This window comes from Pseudomonas sp. ADAK21 (genome assembly GCF_012935735.1).
Classification (GTDB): Bacteria; Pseudomonadota; Gammaproteobacteria; order Pseudomonadales; family Pseudomonadaceae; genus Aquipseudomonas; species Aquipseudomonas proteolytica.
The window spans coordinates 1399932-1415939 of the sequence record NZ_CP052857.1 but is presented as its reverse complement, the minus strand read 5'-3'; the positions used below and the strand labels follow the sequence as shown (position 1 = coordinate 1415939).

Genomic DNA, 16008 nt, shown 5'->3' with positions numbered 1-16008 from the left:
GGCCTGCCGGCTACGGCGCCCTCTGGTTTGCGGGGATGCTGCTGACGCCATCGCGGGCAAGCCCGCTCCTACACTGAATGCTGTTCTTTGTAGGCTTTCAGGGCGTTGAGCCGTTCACGCTTGAGTGCCTCGCCCAGTTGCGGGCCCTTGAAGCCTTTCTCCAGCAGTGGCGCCACTGCAACACCTCGCGACACCTGCGCAGCACCCCGTAGATAATCCGCCTGTGGATAACTTCTCTGCTCAAGGCCCTTGCGGCCCCGCGCGTCCATTTCGCAGGCGACGATAAACTCCTCAAAGCGCTGTGGCCGGCGGAACACGTCAAAACTCTGCAGCAACTCCAGCAGGGTCGAGGCCTTGAGCTCCAGTGCCCGATGCCCATGGGTGTGATACTCGCCGACCAGCAGTGCCAATTCCTGGCAGTCCTTTGGCACTTTGAAGCGCTCATTGACCGCTTTGATCAGCTTCAGGCCTCTCTGCTCGTGAGCGATATGCCTGGGTAACTTATCCACAGGTGTCAGGCCTTTGCCCAAGTCGTGCAGCAGGCAGGCCCAGCGCACAGTCAGGGGTTGGGCGTGCAGGGCGGTTTGCTCCAGCACGCTCAGGGTATGGATGCCGGTATCGATCTCGGGGTGGTGGGCCTCGGGCTGGGGCACACCGAACAGCGCATCCACTTCTGGCAGCAGGGTTTTCAAGGCGTGGCAGTCGCGCAGCACCTGGATAAACACCTGTGGCTGATCTTCCATCAGGGCTCGGGAGATTTCCTTCCAGCTGCGCTCTGGCGTCAGGGCTTCCAGTTCACCGGAGTCACTGAGTTGGCGCATCAATTTCAGGGTTTCGGGGGCGATAGTAAAACCGAGGCCGGCATAACGGGCGGCAAACCGTGCGACGCGCAGCACGCGCAGCGGGTCTTCGGCGAACGCCGGGGAGACGTGGCGCAATACCCGCGCTTGCAGGTCGCGCTGGCCGTTATACGGGTCGGTCAGGTTGCCGTCGTCGTCTTCGGCCATGGCATTGATGGTCAGGTCGCGGCGGATCAAGTCTTGTTCGAGCGTGACTTCGGGGCTGGCATGAAACACAAAGCCGCCATAACCCCGGCCACTTTTGCGCTCTGTACGGGCGAGGGCGTACTCCTCGTTGTTCTTCGGATCAAGGAACACCGGAAAGTCAGAGCCTACGGGCCGATAGCCCTTGGCGAGCATTTGTTCGGTGGTGGCGCCAACAACGACCCGATCTATATCGGTAACGGCAATGCCCAGCAAGCGATCACGCACTGCTCCGCCGACTTTGTAGATTTGCATTAAAAAGCCTCCATTAGCCCTACAGGATAACGCCTGTGCCAGGCTAATGGAGGCATTGCTGCGTCAAAGGTGAACCACGGCCAGGTCCAGGCGGCCGTAGTCGTTGTCGTTGTGGTCGTTGCGCGGCGGAACATGGTGGGTCTTCATGACCTGGTCGCCTTGCAGCGTCTCCAGATGGATGTCGAACCCCCACAGCCGGTGCAGGTGCTTGAGCACTTCATCGGTGGATTCACCCAGGGGTTTGCGATCATGCTGCTGGTGACGCAGGGTCAGGGAGCGATCACCACGCATGTCGATGCTGTAGATCTGCACGTTGGGTTCGCGGTTGCCCAGGTTGTATTGGGCCGCCAGGGTTTCGCGGATCGTGCGGTAACCGGCCTCGTCGTGGATCGCTGGTACCAGCAGGTCGTCCTTGAGGTCGTCATCCATGATGCTGAACAGCTTGAGGTCGCGAATCACTTGGGGCGACAGGTACTGCAGGATAAAGCTCTCGTCCTTGAAGCTGCTCATGGCGAACTTGATGGTTGATAGCCAGTCACTGCCGGCGATCTCCGGGAACCAGCGGCGGTCCTCTTCGGTAGGGTGTTCGCACATGCGTCGGATATCCCGGTACATGGCGAAGCCCAGGGCATAGGGGTTGATGCCGCTGTAGTAGGGGCTGTCGAAGCCCGGTTGGAAGACCACGCTGGTGTGGGAGGTGAGGAACTCCATCATGAAGCCGTCGGTCACCAGTCCTTCGTCGTAGAGGTCGTTCATCAGCGTGTAGTGCCAGAACGTGGCCCAGCCCTCGTTCATCACCTGGGTCTGGCGCTGTGGATAGAAGTACTGCGCGATCTTGCGCACGATCCGCACGATCTCACGTTGCCATGGCTCCAGCAGTGGCGCGTGTTTTTCCAGAAAATACAGGATGTTTTCCTGGGGTTCGACGGGGAAGCGCGCATTGTCCTTGTCGCTGTTCTTGTCGGCGCGTTTGGGGATGGTGCGCCACAGATCGTTGATCTGTTTCTGCAAATGCTCTTCACGATCCTTCTGGCGAAGCCGTTCTTCTTCGGCGGAGATAGGGTAGGGGCGTTTGTAGCGGTCCACACCGTAGTTCATCAGGGCATGGCAGGAGTCCAGTAGATCCTCCACGGCGTCGATCCCGTGGCGTTCCTCGCACTGCATGATGTACTGCTTGGCGAACACCAGGTAGTCGATGATCGAACTGGCGTCGGTCCAAGTACGGAACAGATAGTTGCCCTTGAAAAAGCTGTTGTGACCGTAGCAAGCGTGGGCAACTACCAATGCCTGCATGCAGATGGTGTTTTCTTCCATCAGGTAGGCGATGCACGGGTCGGAGTTGATCACGATCTCGTAGGCCAGGCCCATCTGGCCACGGGTGTAGGATTTCTCTGTGCTGAGGAAGTGCTTGCCGTAGGACCAGTGGTGATAGCCCAGGGGCATGCCCACCGAGGCATACGCGTCCATCATCTGCTCGGCGGTGATCACTTCGATCTGGTTGGGGTAGGTATCCAGGGCATATCCGGCCGCAATACGGCTGATTTCCCGGTCATAGGCCTGGATCAGTTCGAAGGTCCATTCGGACCCTGTGGAAATGGGTTGGCGCTTATGCTCTTTGGCGGTCATGTCACTAACCTGCGCTGGAAGAGTTCACGGAAGACCGGATAGATATCGCCGGCCGAGACCAGTTGTTGCTGGGCGAAGGTATCGGCGAAGGCTTCACCGATGCGCTCGTATTCGAACCACAGGGCCTGGTGCTCGCGGGGGGTAATCTCCACATAAGTGTAGTACTGCACGAACGGCATGATCTGGTTAACCAGGATGTCGCGGCAGATGGGCGAGTCGTCGTTCCAGTTGTCGCCGTCGGAAGCCTGGGCGGCGTAGATGTTCCACTCGTTGGCCGGGTAGCGCTCGGCCATGATTTCCTGCATCAATTTCAGCGCGCTGGACACGATGGTGCCGCCGGTCTCCCGTGAATAGAAAAACTCTTCTTCGTCGACCTCACGGGCACTGGTGTGATGGCGGATAAACACCACGTCGATCTTGTCGTAGTTACGCTTGAGAAACAGGTACAACAAGATAAAAAAGCGCTTGGCGATGTCCTTGGTCGCCTGGGTCATCGAGCCGGAAACGTCCATCAGGCAGAACATTACTGCCTTGGAACTGGGGTTGGGTTGCTTGACCAACAGGTTGTACTTCAAGTCGAAGGTATCGAGGAATGGCACGCGGTGAATGCGCGCGCTGAGTTTCTCGATTTCTGCCTCGATTTCCTGGATATCGCCGAAGTTGTCCGGTTCTTCGCGCTTCAAGCGCGCCAACTCTTCCTTGGCCTCCTTGAGTTTGGCGCGGCTGCTGCCGGACAGGGCAATACGCCGAGCATGGGCCGAGCGCAGGGTGCGGATGATATTGATGCGTGAAGGATTACCCTCGTTGCTGATGCCCGCGCGTACGGTCTTGAACGTGTCGGTGCCGGTCAGGTTGCGCTTGACCAGGTTGGGCAGCTCCAGGTCTTCGAACATGAACTCGAGGAATTCTTCCTGGGTAATCTGGAACACGAACTCGTCCATGCCTTCGCCGGAATTGCCAGCCTTGCCTGGACCTTTACCACCGCCACCGCCTTGAGGGCGCTGGATATGCTCGCCGGTGGTGAATTCCTTGTTTCCCGGGTGAACCACAGTCTGTTTGCCGCCACGGCCGTGATGCAGCACCGGTTCGTCGATATCCCGGCCGGGGATGCTGATCTGCTCGCCGTGTTCCATATCGGTGATGGAACGACGACTCACCGCCTCTTCGACGGCCTTTTTGATGTGGTCACGGTAGCGCCGCAGGAAACGCTGGCGGTTTACCGTGCTCTTGTTCTTGCCATTGAGGCGTCGGTCGATCACATAGCTCATAGGGAGCCCTCCGGGCAGCTTCACGTTACAAGCTTCAAGCCGCGAGCTGGAAGCTTAGAGACAAGCGGTCAGCTGCCAGGCCTGGGGCCCGGCAGCGCGCGCCTGTCGCTGCCTTACTGCGATTTGCGAACCCGCAGGTACCACTCGGAAAGCAGCCGTACCTGTTTGTCGGTGTAGCCACGCTCGACCATTCGTGTGACGAAGTCGTTGTGTTTTTGCTGGTCCTCCTTGCTGGCCTTGGCGTTGAAGCTGATGACTGGCAGCAGGTCCTCGGTGTTGGAGAACATTTTCTTCTCGATGACCACCCGCAGCTTCTCGTAGCTGAGCCAGGTAGGGTTCTTGCCGTTGTTGTTGGCCCGGGCGCGCAGTACGAAGTTGACGATTTCGTTGCGGAAATCCTTCGGATTGCTGATGCCGGCCGGTTTTTCGATCTTCTCCAGTTCCTCGTTGAGGGCTACGCGGTTGAGGATCTCGCCGGTTTCCGGGTCGCGGTATTCCTGGTCCTGGATCCAGAAATCTGCGTAAAGCACATACCGATCGAAGATGTTCTGCCCGTATTCGCTGTAGGACTCCAGGTAAGCAGTCTGGATTTCCTTGCCGATGAACTCGATATAACGCGGCGCCAGGTACTCCTTGAGGAAGCGCAGGTAGCGCTCGCGGGTTTCGGCCTGGAATTGCTCCTGTTCGATCTGCTGCTCCAGTACATAGAGCAGGTGTACCGGGTTGGCAGCGATCTCATGGGGGTCGAAGTTGAAGACCTTGGACAGGATCTTGAACGCGAAGCGGGTCGACAGGCCGTTCATGCCTTCATCCACGCCCGCCGTATCGCGGTATTCCTGGATCGACTTGGCCTTGGGGTCGGTGTCCTTGAGGTTTTCCCCGTCGTAGACGCGCATTTTCGAGTAGATATTCGAGTTTTCCGGCTCCTTGAGGCGCGACAGCACGGTGAACTGGGCGAGCATCTTCAGGGTGTCTGGCGCGCAATGGGCCTTGGCCAGGGAGCTGTTGAACAGCAGCTTGTCGTAGATTTTGATTTCATCGCTGACCCGCAGGCAGTACGGCACCTTGACGATATAGATCCGGTCGATGAAGGCTTCGTTGTTCTTGTTGTTGCGGAAGGTGTGCCATTCCGATTCGTTGGAGTGGGCCAGCAGGATACCGGTGAACGGAATCGCCCCCAGGCCTTCGGTACTGTTGTAGTTGCCTTCCTGGGTAGCGGTGAGCAGTGGGTGCAGCACCTTGATCGGCGCCTTGAACATCTCCACGAACTCCATCAGGCCCTGGTTCGCCCGGCACAGTGCGCCTGAGTAGCTGTAGGCATCGGCGTCGTTCTGCGGGAATTCTTCCAGCTTGCGGATATCGACCTTGCCCACCAGCGCCGAAATGTCCTGGTTGTTTTCATCCCCTGGTTCGGTCTTGGCCACGCCGATCTGGTTGAGGATCGACGGATAGAGTTTGACCACCCGGAACTGGCTGATATCGCCGCCAAACTCGGCCAGGCGCTTGGTGGCCCAGGGCGACATGATGGTATTGAGATAGCGGCGCGGGATGCCGAAGTCTTCCTCGAGGATCGCGCCATCTTCCGTGGCGTTGAACAGGCCCAGGGGCGACTCGAACACCGGGGAGCCCTTGATCGCGTAGAAAGGCACCTTTTCGATCAGTTGCTTGAGTTTTTCGGCCAGGGAAGATTTACCGCCGCCCACCGGGCCGAGCAGGTAGAGGATCTGTTTCTTCTCTTCCAGGCCTTGGGCGGCATGGCGGAAGTAGGAGACGATCTGGTCGATGCATTCTTCCATGCCATGGAAGTCTTCAAAGGCCGGGTAGCGGCGGATCACCTTGTTGGAGAATATTCGCGACAGTCGCGAATTGTTGGAGGTGTCTACCAGCTCCGGCTCGCCAATCGCCAGTAGCAGGCGTTCGGCGGCAGACGCGTAGGTGCTGCGGTCCTTTTTGCACAGCTCAAGATACTCTTGCAGCGTGAGCTCTTCCTGCTGTGTGGACTCGAAGCGTTGTTGGAAGTGGCTAAAAATACTCATGACGTCGTCACCTCGCTCGATACGTGGAGCCGACGCCGGATCAATCAGTCGATGCTGGCAGCCAGTGGCGCTTGCCGTGGCCATTTCCCCCCAGAACACCCTGAAACGCTACCGATGACCCGCACGCCGGTGTACCGGCTCTCCCCTGTTTTGGATGGCCTGCGCTTAATGATAGTTGGGAATCCGGGAGGTCAAGGCGAGATGCCGAATTAGTTTGGGCGCACCGTTCGTCAGAATCGGCGCGAGCCCAAGCGTCACGCGGGGTAGCGGGGTTTGAAAAAAATTATTGCGAATCGCCTGTGGCAATTTCTGCAGGATAGGTCGTACGCCATAGCTCAAAGCCACCGTCCAGGCTGTAGACGTCGGAGAAGCCCTGGCTGACCAGATAGGCGGCAGCGCTCTGGCTGGAGTTACCGTGATAGCAGGCCACTATCAGAGGCGCGTCGAGGTCGGCTGCGCGGATGAAGTCGGCGATATTGACGTTGTCCAAATGCTTGGCCCCGCTGATGTGGGCGGCGGCGTAAGTAGGCTGGTCACGGATATCCACCACCACGGCGCCTTGCTCGCGCAGGGCCTGGGCTTGTTCGGGGGGGATACGTTTGAATTCGGTCATGGCGGGCTCCTTGGGCGGGCGGCAAGCGGCGTCTAGCGCTTGGCGGCAGCCGGCTGTGTTACGGGAAGGGGAGATTCACACTGGCAGCTCAGACGCTCGCCGGTGTCGATGTTCATCAAGGTCATGGCCCCGCCCCACACACAACCGGTGTCGAGGGCGAAGACGCCGGGCTCGTCGCAATGGCCTTCAAGGGCGGCCCAGTGACCGAAGATGATCTTCGTGTCGCGGGTCTTGCGCTCCTTGTGGGCGAACCAGGGTTTGTAGCCGGGCAGGGCGGTTTCGGCGCCTTCCTTGCTCTTGAGGTCGAGTTTGCCTTCGGCGGTGCAGAAGCGCATGCGCGTGAAGTAGTTGGTAATGACCCGCAGGCGGGTGATGCCGGTCAGGTTGTTATCCCACTTCACTGGCTCATTGCCGTACATGCCGTCCAGATAGGTGGCGAACAGGGTGTCATCGGCCAGGACGGTTTCGACTTCGGCGGCACATTTGAGGGCTTTTTTCAGGGTCCACTGCGGCGGGATGCCAGCATGCACCAGGGCGGTATTACGGCTTTCATCGTAATGGACGAGCTTTTGCCGGCGCAGCCAGTCGAGCAGCTCGGCGCGATCCGGGGCCTCGAGGATTTCCCGCAGGGTGTCGCCCTTTTTCAGACGCTCGATGTTATTGCCGGCCGCCAGTAAGTGCAGGTCGTGGTTGCCCAGCACGCAGACCAGGGAATCGCGCAGGCGATACAGGTAGCGCAGGGTCTCCAGGGATTGCGGCCCACGGTTGACCAAGTCGCCCACCAGCCACAGCCGATCTTCGGCCGGGTCGAAGGCTACGCGTTCAAGCAGGCATTTAAGCGGCTCCAGGCAACCTTGCAGGTCGCCGACAGCATAGGCTGCCATCAGTGCAGGGCTCCCGGCACCGCCAGGCGGAAGGGGGCAATGATGGCGTCGAAATGTTCGCCGTCTTCGGCCAGCATCTGGTAGCTGCCCTGCATCGTGCCGACCTTGGAGGTCATCACGGTGCCGCTGCTGTAGGTGTGGCTGGCGCCGCTGTCGATCAGTGGCTGTTGGCCGATGACGCCGGCACCGCGCACTTCTTCGACATGGCCGTCACCGTCGGTGATCACCCAATGACGCGACAGCAGCTTGGCGGGCACTTGGCCGTTGTTCTTCACCGTGACGGTGTAGGCAAAGGCGTAGCGGTTCTGTTCGGGTTGCGATTGTTCCGCCAGGAAGCGGGTGACGACGCTGACGTCGATCTGATAGCGAGGATCGGACATGCAAGAGGCCTTAAGAGCAAAAGCGGAGGACAGCAGATGCGGATCAGTCTAGGCCATGAGGTGGGCACTAGGCCAGACATGCTGTCTGGCCGTGGATAATCCTGAGATCGCTATCGCTGGCAAGCCAGCTCCTACAGATGGCGCGGTGTGTGTCTGTAGGAGCCGGCTTGCCGGCGATGGAGCTGTGTCAGTCGGCAGTGGGTGCCGGCTGAATCGCTAGCTGGTCGGCCAAGCGTACGAACGCGGCCAGGTCCAACTGCTCCGGGCGCAGGCTGCCGTCGACACCGGCCGCTTCGATCTCGGCGTTGCTCAGCAGCGCCTTGAGCGTATTGCGCAAGGTCTTGCGCCGCTGGTTGAACGCTTCACGCACCACTCGCTCCAGCAGGCGATGATCCTTGGCCGGATGCGGCAGCACGGCGTGTGGTACCAGGCGCACAATCGCCGAATCAACTTTTGGCGGTGGATTGAACGCGCCCGGCCCCACATTGAACAGGTGTTCGACCCGGCAGTGGTACTGAACCATGATCGACAGACGACCCCAATCACCGCCGCCAGGACCGGCCGCAAGACGTTCGACCACTTCTTTCTGCAACATGAAATGCATGTCGCGGATGATCCCGGCGTTGTTCAGCAGGTGGAAGATCAGCGGCGTGGAGATGTTGTATGGCAGGTTGCCGACCACTCGCAGGCTGTGGGGGGCGGCATTGAGGCTGTTGAAGTCGAACTTCAACGCGTCGCCTTGGTGCAGGTTGAAGTTGGACTTGCCCGCAAACTGCTGGTTGAGGATCGGAACCAGGTCCTTGTCCAGCTCAATCACATCCAGCTGGCCGCCACTATTGAGCAGGCCCTGGGTGAGTGCGCCCTGGCCCGGGCCGATTTCCAGCAGGCGGTCTTCGGGCTTGGCATGGATGGAGCGCAGGATACGGTCGATAACGCCAGCATCGTGCAGGAAGTTTTGCCCGAAGCGCTTGCGCGCCCGGTGTTGGTAATGCTCGGTCATATACGGGTCTCGGCCATCTGATAGGCGGTTTCCAGGGCCACGTGCAGGCTGCCGGTATCGATCTTGCCGCTGCCCGCCAGGTCCAGGGCGGTGCCATGGTCGACGGAGGTGCGAATGATCGGCAGGCCCAGTGTCACGTTGACTGCGGCGCCGAAACCTTTGTATTTCAGCACGGGCAGCCCCTGGTCATGGTACATCGCCAGCACTGCGTCGCAGTGCTCCAGATATTTGGGGGTAAACAGAGTGTCCGCAGGCAGTGGGCCGCGCAGGTCCATGCCTTCTTGGCGCAGACGCTCCAGGGTTGGTTCGATGATGTCGATTTCTTCGTGGCCCAGGTGGCCGCCTTCACCCGCGTGGGGGTTGAGGCCGCACACCAGGATCCGTGGCTGGGCGATGCCGAACTTATGTTGCAAGTCAGCGTGCAGGATGCGCGTTACGCGCTCCAGGCGTTCTGGGGTGATGGCATCGGCAATCTGGCGCAAGGGCAGGTGAGTGGTCACCAGTGCCACGCGCAGGCCGCGGGTTGCCAGCATCATCACCACTTGTTCGGTGCGGGTCAGCTCGGCAAGAAACTCCGTGTGACCGGAAAAGGCGATACCGGCTTCGTTGATCACGCCTTTATGTACCGGCGCCGTGATCATCCCGGCGAAGTCGCCGTCGATGCAGCCTTGCCCGGCACGGGTCAGGGTCTCCAGCACAAAGGCCGCATTGGCCTTGTCCAGATGCCCGGCGACCACCTTGGCTTGCAGCGGGGTATCCCACACATACAGGCTGCCCGCGGGTGCCGGCAGGTTGGGCCAGTTGCCCGGTGCGGCGTCCAGCAGGTTGACAGCCACGCCCAACTGCGCGGCCCGCTCAAGGAGCAGGTCGCGGCTGGTAATGGCAATCAGGGGGTGGGGCTGAGCTTGCGAGGCGAGCAGCAGGCACAGGTCTGGACCTATGCCGGCCGGCTCGCCGGGTGTCAACGCGAAACGCTGGGGTTTCACTGGGCTGCCTGGTCGGTGCCTGTTGTGTCGGCGCCAGGAAGCTTGTTTTCCACGTAGGCTTCGTCACGGATCTGACGCAACCAGGTTTGCAGCTCTTCGTCGTACTTGCGGTTACGCAGTACAGTCAGCGCTTGTTGCTCACGGGCCTGGGTGGTGTTGTCGGTGGCGCGGCGGCCAAGGACTTCCAGGACGTGCCAGCCATATTGGGTCTTGAACGGCTTGGACAGCACGCCTTGCGGCGTATCGTTCATGACTTGCTGGAACTCGGGCACCAGGGCGCGTGGGTCGATCCAGTTAAGGTCGCCGCCGTTGAGGGCAGAACCCGGGTCTTCCGAGAAGCTTTTGGCCAAGGTGGCGAAGTCTTCACCGCCTTCGATGCGCTCATAGATCTTTTGCGCCAGTTCCTTGGTTTGAGCCTCGGTGCGAATCTCGCTCGGCTTGACCAGGATGTGGCGGACATGCACTTCGTCTTTCAACGAAGCCTCACCGCCGCGACGCTCCAGCAATTTCAGAATGATGAAACCACCCGGCGTACGCGCAGGTTGGGTGATGCCACCCACTTCCATGGCGCTCAGCTCACGGTCAAACGGTGGTGGCAATTGAGCAGCTTTACGCCAGCCCATATCACCGCCTTCGAGGGCGTTGTCGCTGCCGGACTGGGCAATGGCCATCTGGGCAAAGTCAGCACCGGCCTTGAGGCGGTCGTAGATCGCCTGGGTCTTGGCCGCTGCAGCATTGAGTTGCTCGGCGTTGGCGCTGTCTGGCGTCGGGATCAGGATATTGGCCAGGTGCAGTTCTTCGGAGAGCTGCATCTTGCCCAGGTCCGAGGCCAGGAAGTTCTTCACTTCCTGCTCAGAGACCTGCACGCGCTCGGCCACACGGCGCTGGCGCACACGGCTGATGATCATTTCGCGGCGGATCTGGTCACGGGCGTCCTCATAGGAGAGGCCATCACGAGCCAGGGCCGCGCGGAACTGATCAATGCTCATGTTGTTGCGTTGAGCGATGGTGCCGACGGCCTGGTTCAGCTCTTCGTCGGTGATGCGGATGCCGGAGCGGTCGCCAATCTGCAGTTGCAGGTTTTCGACGATCAGGCGTTCCAGCACCTGTTGGTCCAGGACGCTGGTCGGCGGCACGCCACCGCCACGCTTGGCGATGGTTTGCTGAACTTCCTTGACCCGTTGGTCGAGTTGGCTCTGCATGATCACGTCGTTATCGACGATGGCCACTACTTTGTCCAACGGTTGCACTGCAGCGTGCGCCGCTGCAGTACCCAGGAACAACGCGCCCAGCATCAGCGGGCGCAGACAATCAGAAAGCTTGATCTTCACGTTCACGATAACCTTGGATGCCTTTGTCGAGGAAGCTCTCTACCTTGGCGCCAGTCAGGCCGCCGAGTCCCTTGAGGACGATTTGGAGGAAGAGCCCGTGGTCGCCTTTTTCGTTAAGCGGGGCGATCTGGGTGTATTCGTCGTTGGAAACCCAATAACGGTTGATCACACGCAGTTTCCAGCAGCAGTTGTCGTACTCGAAACCACCGAAGGCTTCCAGGGTACGGTTGCGTGCATAGTCATACTGCCAGCGGGTGATCAGGTTCCACTGCGGAATGATCGGCCACATCATCGAGAAGTCGTGTTGCTGGATTTTGTAGTAATCCTTCACGTAGTTCGCGGTGTCCGACGGGACGCTGTAGTCGCCGCCAAACTGCCACTTACCGGTCAACTGGTTGTAGACAACTTGGTCGTTGCGATAGCGATAACCGACGTTGATAACCTTGTTAGGGTTGTCTTCCGGTTGGTAGTGAAACATTGCGCTGCCGGAGCGGGCACTGTGGTTTTCAGTGTCCCAGTTGTAGTCGGCAGTGGCACGCCAATCACGGTTGAAGCGGAACTCGTAGTCCAGAGCGAGCGGCGACACATCAGATAGCGAGTCTTCACGATCGGCGGCTACGATACCAGGCAGTTGGACTTCGCGGTCCTTGAAGTACAGTGCCTGACCAACGGAAACGCGTTGACGCTCAAATCCGTTCTCTTCGATCCAGCGGCTGGTTACGCCCAGGGACAGTTTATTCTCGTCACCAATACGGTCAGTGCCCGAGAAGCGATTTTCACGGAACAGCGAGCTATAGCTGAACGAGGTTTCGCTGGTGTCGAATACCGGGATATCGGACTGGTCTTTCTCAGGAACATAGAGATAGAACAGGCGCGGCTCCAGGGTCTGGTTGTAATTCTTGCCGAACCACTGGGTGGCGCGGTCGAAGTAGAGGCCACTGTCTACGCTAGCAATGGGGATCGAGCGATCCTGAGAGCTTTTGAACTCATCGCCCGCAGCGAGTGTGGTCTTGCCCCGGTTGTCCAAGTCGAGATCGTATTTTGTGTAGGCATACTTTAGCTTCGGCGTAATGTAGCCGTAACTCGCCGTCATCGGTAGCGAGACGCTTGGTGCCACATTCAAGCGCGTGCCATTTGCTCGGGTAAGACCTCTGACGTTTGTGTCAAGGCGTGGTGTGGTAGTCACGCCATCCTTGTCGATAAAGTTCCCAGTCTCAAGATCCCGGTCAAACCTCACCGCTTCAGTATCATAGGCAAAGTTCAGGCCGCCCGGATGGTAGGGCAGTGAACCATTGAAGGTGATCTGCGGCAGGCGGTTATACGGCGTAATCTGGGAAATCGTCGCCAACTTGTACGCTTGCAGATTCAGGCGCGCATTGTAGTTATCACCACGATAGTTGACGGCACCTTGCTGATTGAGCGCATCACGCCGTTCAACACCAATCTGGTCAGTCTGCAGATCCTGGAAGTAATACGGGTCGCTGATGTCGGTGTAGTCGACTTCAGTCATGACGCGCGAATCCAGGCCGCCCTTGTGCTGCCAGTTGAGCATCCAGCGGGTTTTCTCGAAATCTGTCTGCTTGCTGCGTTCGTCGTTGTCGTCGTTCAGGTACGCACCGCCGACCTGGCCTTCGCTGGACTTGGTGAGGTAGCGGAATTCGCCTTCCATCAACAAGCCACGCTTGGTCATATAACGCGGGTACAACGTGGCATCGTAGTTCGGCGCCAGGTTGAAGTAGTAAGGCGTCACCAGAGTAAAGCCACTTTCCCCACCCGAGCTGAAGCTCGGCGGCAGGAAGCCGGATTGACGACGATCGTCAATCGGGAAGTAGATGTACGGGGTGTACAGGATCGGGATGTTCTTGACCCGCAACGTCGCATTGGTCGCCGTACCGAAGCCGGTCGCCGGGTTCAACGTGATGTTGTTGCCACGCAGTTGCCAGGCATTGCTGTCTGGCTCGCAGGTGGTGTACGTACCATCCTTGAGGCGGATGATCGCGTTTTCGGCACGCTTGGCGTACAGCGCGTTACCGCGGATGCGCGATTTGTGCATCACGTATTCGGCGTTGTCGATCTGGGCCGCACCGGTGTCCAGCTGGACCTGGGCGTGGTCGCCGACGATCAGCGCGCCGTTATCGCGCATACGCACGTTACCGTTCAGCTCGCCACGGTTCTCGGCCTGGTACAGGCTGGCCTCTTGGGCCTCGACCTGCATGCTGCCCTGGCGCATGACTACGTCACCGGCCAGGGTTGCGACTTGGGTTTCCTGCTCGTAACGAGAGGCTTTGGCACCGATGAAGGTCGGCGCGTCGCTCTTGTCCGTCTTGTCGTTCATGCCAGGACGGATCGGCTCGATGTACGCACCGGCGCAATAAGGACCGGTTTCGGCCAGTTGCGCTGCGGTGAGTTTCTCGCGAGGGACCCAGTCCAGGTGGCTGTAGTCGGCGCTGCGCGAGCGCAGGCCACGGCCCTTGGATTCGGTGACCAGCGTGGTCTGCGGCACGGCTTCGGTACCAGCAGCTTCGCCTTGCGGCGTGCCGTTGGCCGAGCTGACGGCACTGCCGTCATGCACCGGACGCGGTGGCAAAGGGGCTGCGCTGGCTTTCGGCGCGCAATCCCAGGCACCCGAAGCAGAGACTGAGCAGTCATACTGTTCCGCGGCGACCACGAATGAGGTGGCGAAAGGTTGCATGGCCAGCAGACTGCCGGTTACCAGCAACGGAAATTTTCTACGAAACGCGGGGGATTTCAATGCCATCTTATTAGTCCGGGCTTCCTGCGTGCCATCTGCCCGCGGTGTGGGCCGCACGCCTCTCGATGGTCTGAAAAAGATGCGTGATAATAAAGCATGACCCGCTTGACGGCTAGCGCCGTCGGAGACCCTTGTAATGCCCGACCAAGATCTACGTTTGCAACACCTGAAAGTCTGGCTTGATCAGCAGTTACCCGAGCTTTTCCATGCCCAGGGTTGGGGGCCCGTCCCCCCGGCTACATTGACTGCGGCCAGCAGCGACGCGAGTTTCAGACGGTACTTCCGTTGGGAAGGCGAAGGTCGCACATTCGTCGTGATGGATGCCCCACCCCCCCAGGAAAACTGCAAACCTTTCGTCGATATCGCACGAATGTTGGCCAAATCGGGAATAAATGTTCCACAAATTTATGCCGAAGATCTGTCCCAAGGCTTTCTTTTGCTCAATGACCTGGGCAAAAACACCTACCTGGATGTGATCGACGGTGAAAATGCCGACCGATTGTTTGCCGAGGCCATCGACGCGTTGCTGGCTTTCCAGCAATTGCCCATGGACGCCGGGTTGCCCAGCTACGACGTGCCGTTGTTGCGCCGGGAGTTGGAGTTGTTCCCCGAATGGTACGTGCGCCGGCACCTGGGCATTGAGTTCGATGAGCAACAGGCGGCGCTATGGCATCGGGTCAGCCAATTGCTGATCGAGAGCGCCCTGGCCCAGCCCAAGGTCCTGGTGCATCGCGACTATATGCCGCGCAACCTGATGATCAGCGTGCCGAACCCTGGCGTGCTGGACTTCCAGGATGCGGTCTACGGCCCTGTGACCTACGACATTACCTGCCTGTTCAAGGACGCCTTCCTCAGTTGGCCCCAAGCGCGGGTGCGCGAATGGCAGCGTGGTTACTGGGAACGTGCTGGCCAGTTGGGCATCCCGGTACAGGCGGATGTTGAAGACTTCCTGCGTGCCAGCGACTTGATGGGGGTGCAGCGTCACCTCAAGGTCATCGGGATCTTCGCGCGTATCTGCCACCGTGACGGCAAGCCGCGCTACCTGGCGGACGTGCCGCGCTTCTTTGCCTATATAGACGCGGTGCTGGCTGATCGCCCGGAACTGGCCGACCTGGGCGAGTTGCTGTCCAGCCTGCGCCAACCGGTCGAGGCCCACGTATGAAGGCCATGATCCTGGCGGCCGGCAAGGGCGAGCGGATGCGTCCGCTTACCCTGCACACCCCCAAGCCACTGGTCCAGGCCGGTGGCAAGCGCCTGATCGAGTATCACCTGGAGGCGCTGGCGAAAGCCGGATTCACCGAAATCGTCATCAACCATGCCTGGCTGGGCCAGCAAATCGAGAGTTACCTGGGCAATGGCGCGCAATACGGCGTGCGCATCCAGTATTCGCCCGAAGACGAACCGCTGGAAACCGGCGGCGGGATTTTCCAGGCCCTGCCCCTGCTGGGGGACGAGCCGTTCCTGGTGGTCAATGGCGATATCTGGACCGACTACGACTTCGCCCGCCTCAAGCAGCCCTTGAGCGGCCTCGCGCACTTGGTGATGGTCGACAACCCGCCTCATCACCCCAGTGGTGGCGATTTCTATATCAAGGACGGTTTGCTTCATGATGCCGCGCCCGATGCCGATAACCTGACCTTCAGTGGCATTTCGCTGCTGCATCCCAAGCTGTTCGCGGGTTGCAGCGCCGGTGCCTTCAAGCTGGCGCCCTTGTTGCGCACGGCGATGGCTCAAGGCTTGGTTTCGGGGGAACACATGGATGGACGCTGGATTGACGTCGGTACGCTGGAGCGCCTGGCGCAGGTTGAAAGTCTGCTGACCGTGGGCCAGTAAG

The 16008-nt window shown here is 59.7% G+C and carries 13 protein-coding genes; 2 read left to right on the top strand and 11 right to left on the bottom strand.

The features are described from left to right. Positions 1-68 precede the first annotated feature (68 nt). The 11 genes from HKK57_RS06500 to HKK57_RS06450 all read right to left on the bottom strand — a co-directional run bounded on the left by HKK57_RS06500 (position 69) and on the right by HKK57_RS06450 (position 14180). On the bottom strand, positions 69-1298 hold the full coding sequence (locus tag HKK57_RS06500; RefSeq protein ID WP_169389948.1) for a multifunctional CCA addition/repair protein: 1230 nt from the start codon (positions 1296-1298) through the stop codon (positions 69-71). Positions 1299-1361: 63 nt separating this feature from the next. Continuing rightward, the gene (locus tag HKK57_RS06495) at positions 1362-2924 is read right to left on the bottom strand and encodes a SpoVR family protein (RefSeq protein ID WP_029296823.1); all 1563 of its coding nucleotides are present in this window, start codon (positions 2922-2924) and stop codon (positions 1362-1364) included. Next, on the bottom strand, positions 2921-4192 hold the full coding sequence (locus HKK57_RS06490) for a YeaH/YhbH family protein (protein ID WP_029296821.1): 1272 nt from the start codon (positions 4190-4192) through the stop codon (positions 2921-2923). The genes HKK57_RS06495 and HKK57_RS06490 overlap by 4 nt, the downstream gene beginning before the upstream one ends. A 113-nt stretch (positions 4193-4305) precedes the next feature. Further along, positions 4306-6228, bottom strand: a complete 1923-nt coding sequence (locus HKK57_RS06485) for a PrkA family serine protein kinase (RefSeq protein WP_017739508.1) — start codon at positions 6226-6228, stop codon at positions 4306-4308. Between the two features lie 283 nt (positions 6229-6511). Further along, positions 6512-6841 carry a thiosulfate sulfurtransferase GlpE gene (gene glpE / locus HKK57_RS06480; RefSeq protein WP_029296818.1) on the bottom strand — a complete coding sequence of 110 codons (330 nt, stop codon included), beginning with the start codon at positions 6839-6841 and terminating at the stop codon, positions 6512-6514. Positions 6842-6873: 32 nt separating this feature from the next. After that, positions 6874-7725: a symmetrical bis(5'-nucleosyl)-tetraphosphatase gene (locus tag HKK57_RS06475; protein WP_169389947.1), complete on the bottom strand. Its 852-nt coding sequence runs from the start codon at positions 7723-7725 to the stop codon at positions 6874-6876. After that, positions 7725-8105, bottom strand: a complete 381-nt coding sequence (gene apaG / locus HKK57_RS06470) for a Co2+/Mg2+ efflux protein ApaG (protein ID WP_029296814.1) — start codon at positions 8103-8105, stop codon at positions 7725-7727. The genes HKK57_RS06475 and apaG overlap by 1 nt, the downstream gene beginning before the upstream one ends. Positions 8106-8292: 187 nt before the next feature. After that, complete coding sequence (gene rsmA, locus HKK57_RS06465; RefSeq protein ID WP_029296812.1) at positions 8293-9105, bottom strand: 16S rRNA (adenine(1518)-N(6)/adenine(1519)-N(6))-dimethyltransferase RsmA; 813 nt, start codon at positions 9103-9105, stop codon at positions 8293-8295. Continuing rightward, entirely contained in the window at positions 9102-10091 is a 990-nt protein-coding gene (gene pdxA, locus HKK57_RS06460) for a 4-hydroxythreonine-4-phosphate dehydrogenase PdxA (RefSeq protein ID WP_169389946.1), read from the bottom strand. Before pdxA ends, rsmA begins: the two co-directional genes overlap by 4 nt. Then, complete coding sequence (locus tag HKK57_RS06455; RefSeq protein WP_169851218.1) at positions 10088-11422, bottom strand: peptidylprolyl isomerase; 1335 nt, start codon at positions 11420-11422, stop codon at positions 10088-10090. The genes pdxA and HKK57_RS06455 overlap by 4 nt, the downstream gene beginning before the upstream one ends. Continuing rightward, positions 11403-14180 (bottom strand): LPS-assembly protein LptD, encoded by a 2778-nt coding sequence (locus tag HKK57_RS06450; protein ID WP_169389945.1) that lies wholly within the window; start codon positions 14178-14180, stop codon positions 11403-11405. Before HKK57_RS06450 ends, HKK57_RS06455 begins: the two co-directional genes overlap by 20 nt. Before the next feature lie 130 nt (positions 14181-14310). On the opposite strand from HKK57_RS06450, the gene HKK57_RS06445 reads away from it, so the two are divergent. Then, complete coding sequence (locus HKK57_RS06445; protein ID WP_169389944.1) at positions 14311-15336, top strand: aminoglycoside phosphotransferase family protein; 1026 nt, start codon at positions 14311-14313, stop codon at positions 15334-15336. Beyond that, positions 15333-16007: an N-acetylmuramate alpha-1-phosphate uridylyltransferase MurU gene (murU, locus tag HKK57_RS06440; protein ID WP_169389943.1), complete on the top strand. Its 675-nt coding sequence runs from the start codon at positions 15333-15335 to the stop codon at positions 16005-16007. The genes HKK57_RS06445 and murU overlap by 4 nt, the downstream gene beginning before the upstream one ends. Position 16008: the final 1 nt, after the last annotated feature.

Coding starts and splice junctions, on each gene's coding strand:
- HKK57_RS06500 (WP_169389948.1), bottom strand. CDS start 1,298: ATGCAAATCTACAAAGTCGGCGGAGCAGTGCGTGATCGCTTGCTGGGC.
- HKK57_RS06495 (WP_029296823.1), bottom strand. CDS start 2,924: ATGACCGCCAAAGAGCATAAGCGCCAACCCATTTCCACAGGGTCCGAA.
- HKK57_RS06490 (WP_029296821.1), bottom strand. CDS start 4,192: ATGAGCTATGTGATCGACCGACGCCTCAATGGCAAGAACAAGAGCACG.
- HKK57_RS06485 (WP_017739508.1), bottom strand. CDS start 6,228: ATGAGTATTTTTAGCCACTTCCAACAACGCTTCGAGTCCACACAGCAG.
- glpE (WP_029296818.1), bottom strand. CDS start 6,841: ATGACCGAATTCAAACGTATCCCCCCCGAACAAGCCCAGGCCCTGCGC.
- HKK57_RS06475 (WP_169389947.1), bottom strand. CDS start 7,725: ATGGCAGCCTATGCTGTCGGCGACCTGCAAGGTTGCCTGGAGCCGCTT.
- apaG (WP_029296814.1), bottom strand. CDS start 8,105: ATGTCCGATCCTCGCTATCAGATCGACGTCAGCGTCGTCACCCGCTTC.
- rsmA (WP_029296812.1), bottom strand. CDS start 9,105: ATGACCGAGCATTACCAACACCGGGCGCGCAAGCGCTTCGGGCAAAAC.
- HKK57_RS06450 (WP_169389945.1), bottom strand. CDS start 14,180: ATGGCATTGAAATCCCCCGCGTTTCGTAGAAAATTTCCGTTGCTGGTA.
- HKK57_RS06445 (WP_169389944.1), top strand. CDS start 14,311: ATGCCCGACCAAGATCTACGTTTGCAACACCTGAAAGTCTGGCTTGAT.
- murU (WP_169389943.1), top strand. CDS start 15,333: ATGAAGGCCATGATCCTGGCGGCCGGCAAGGGCGAGCGGATGCGTCCG.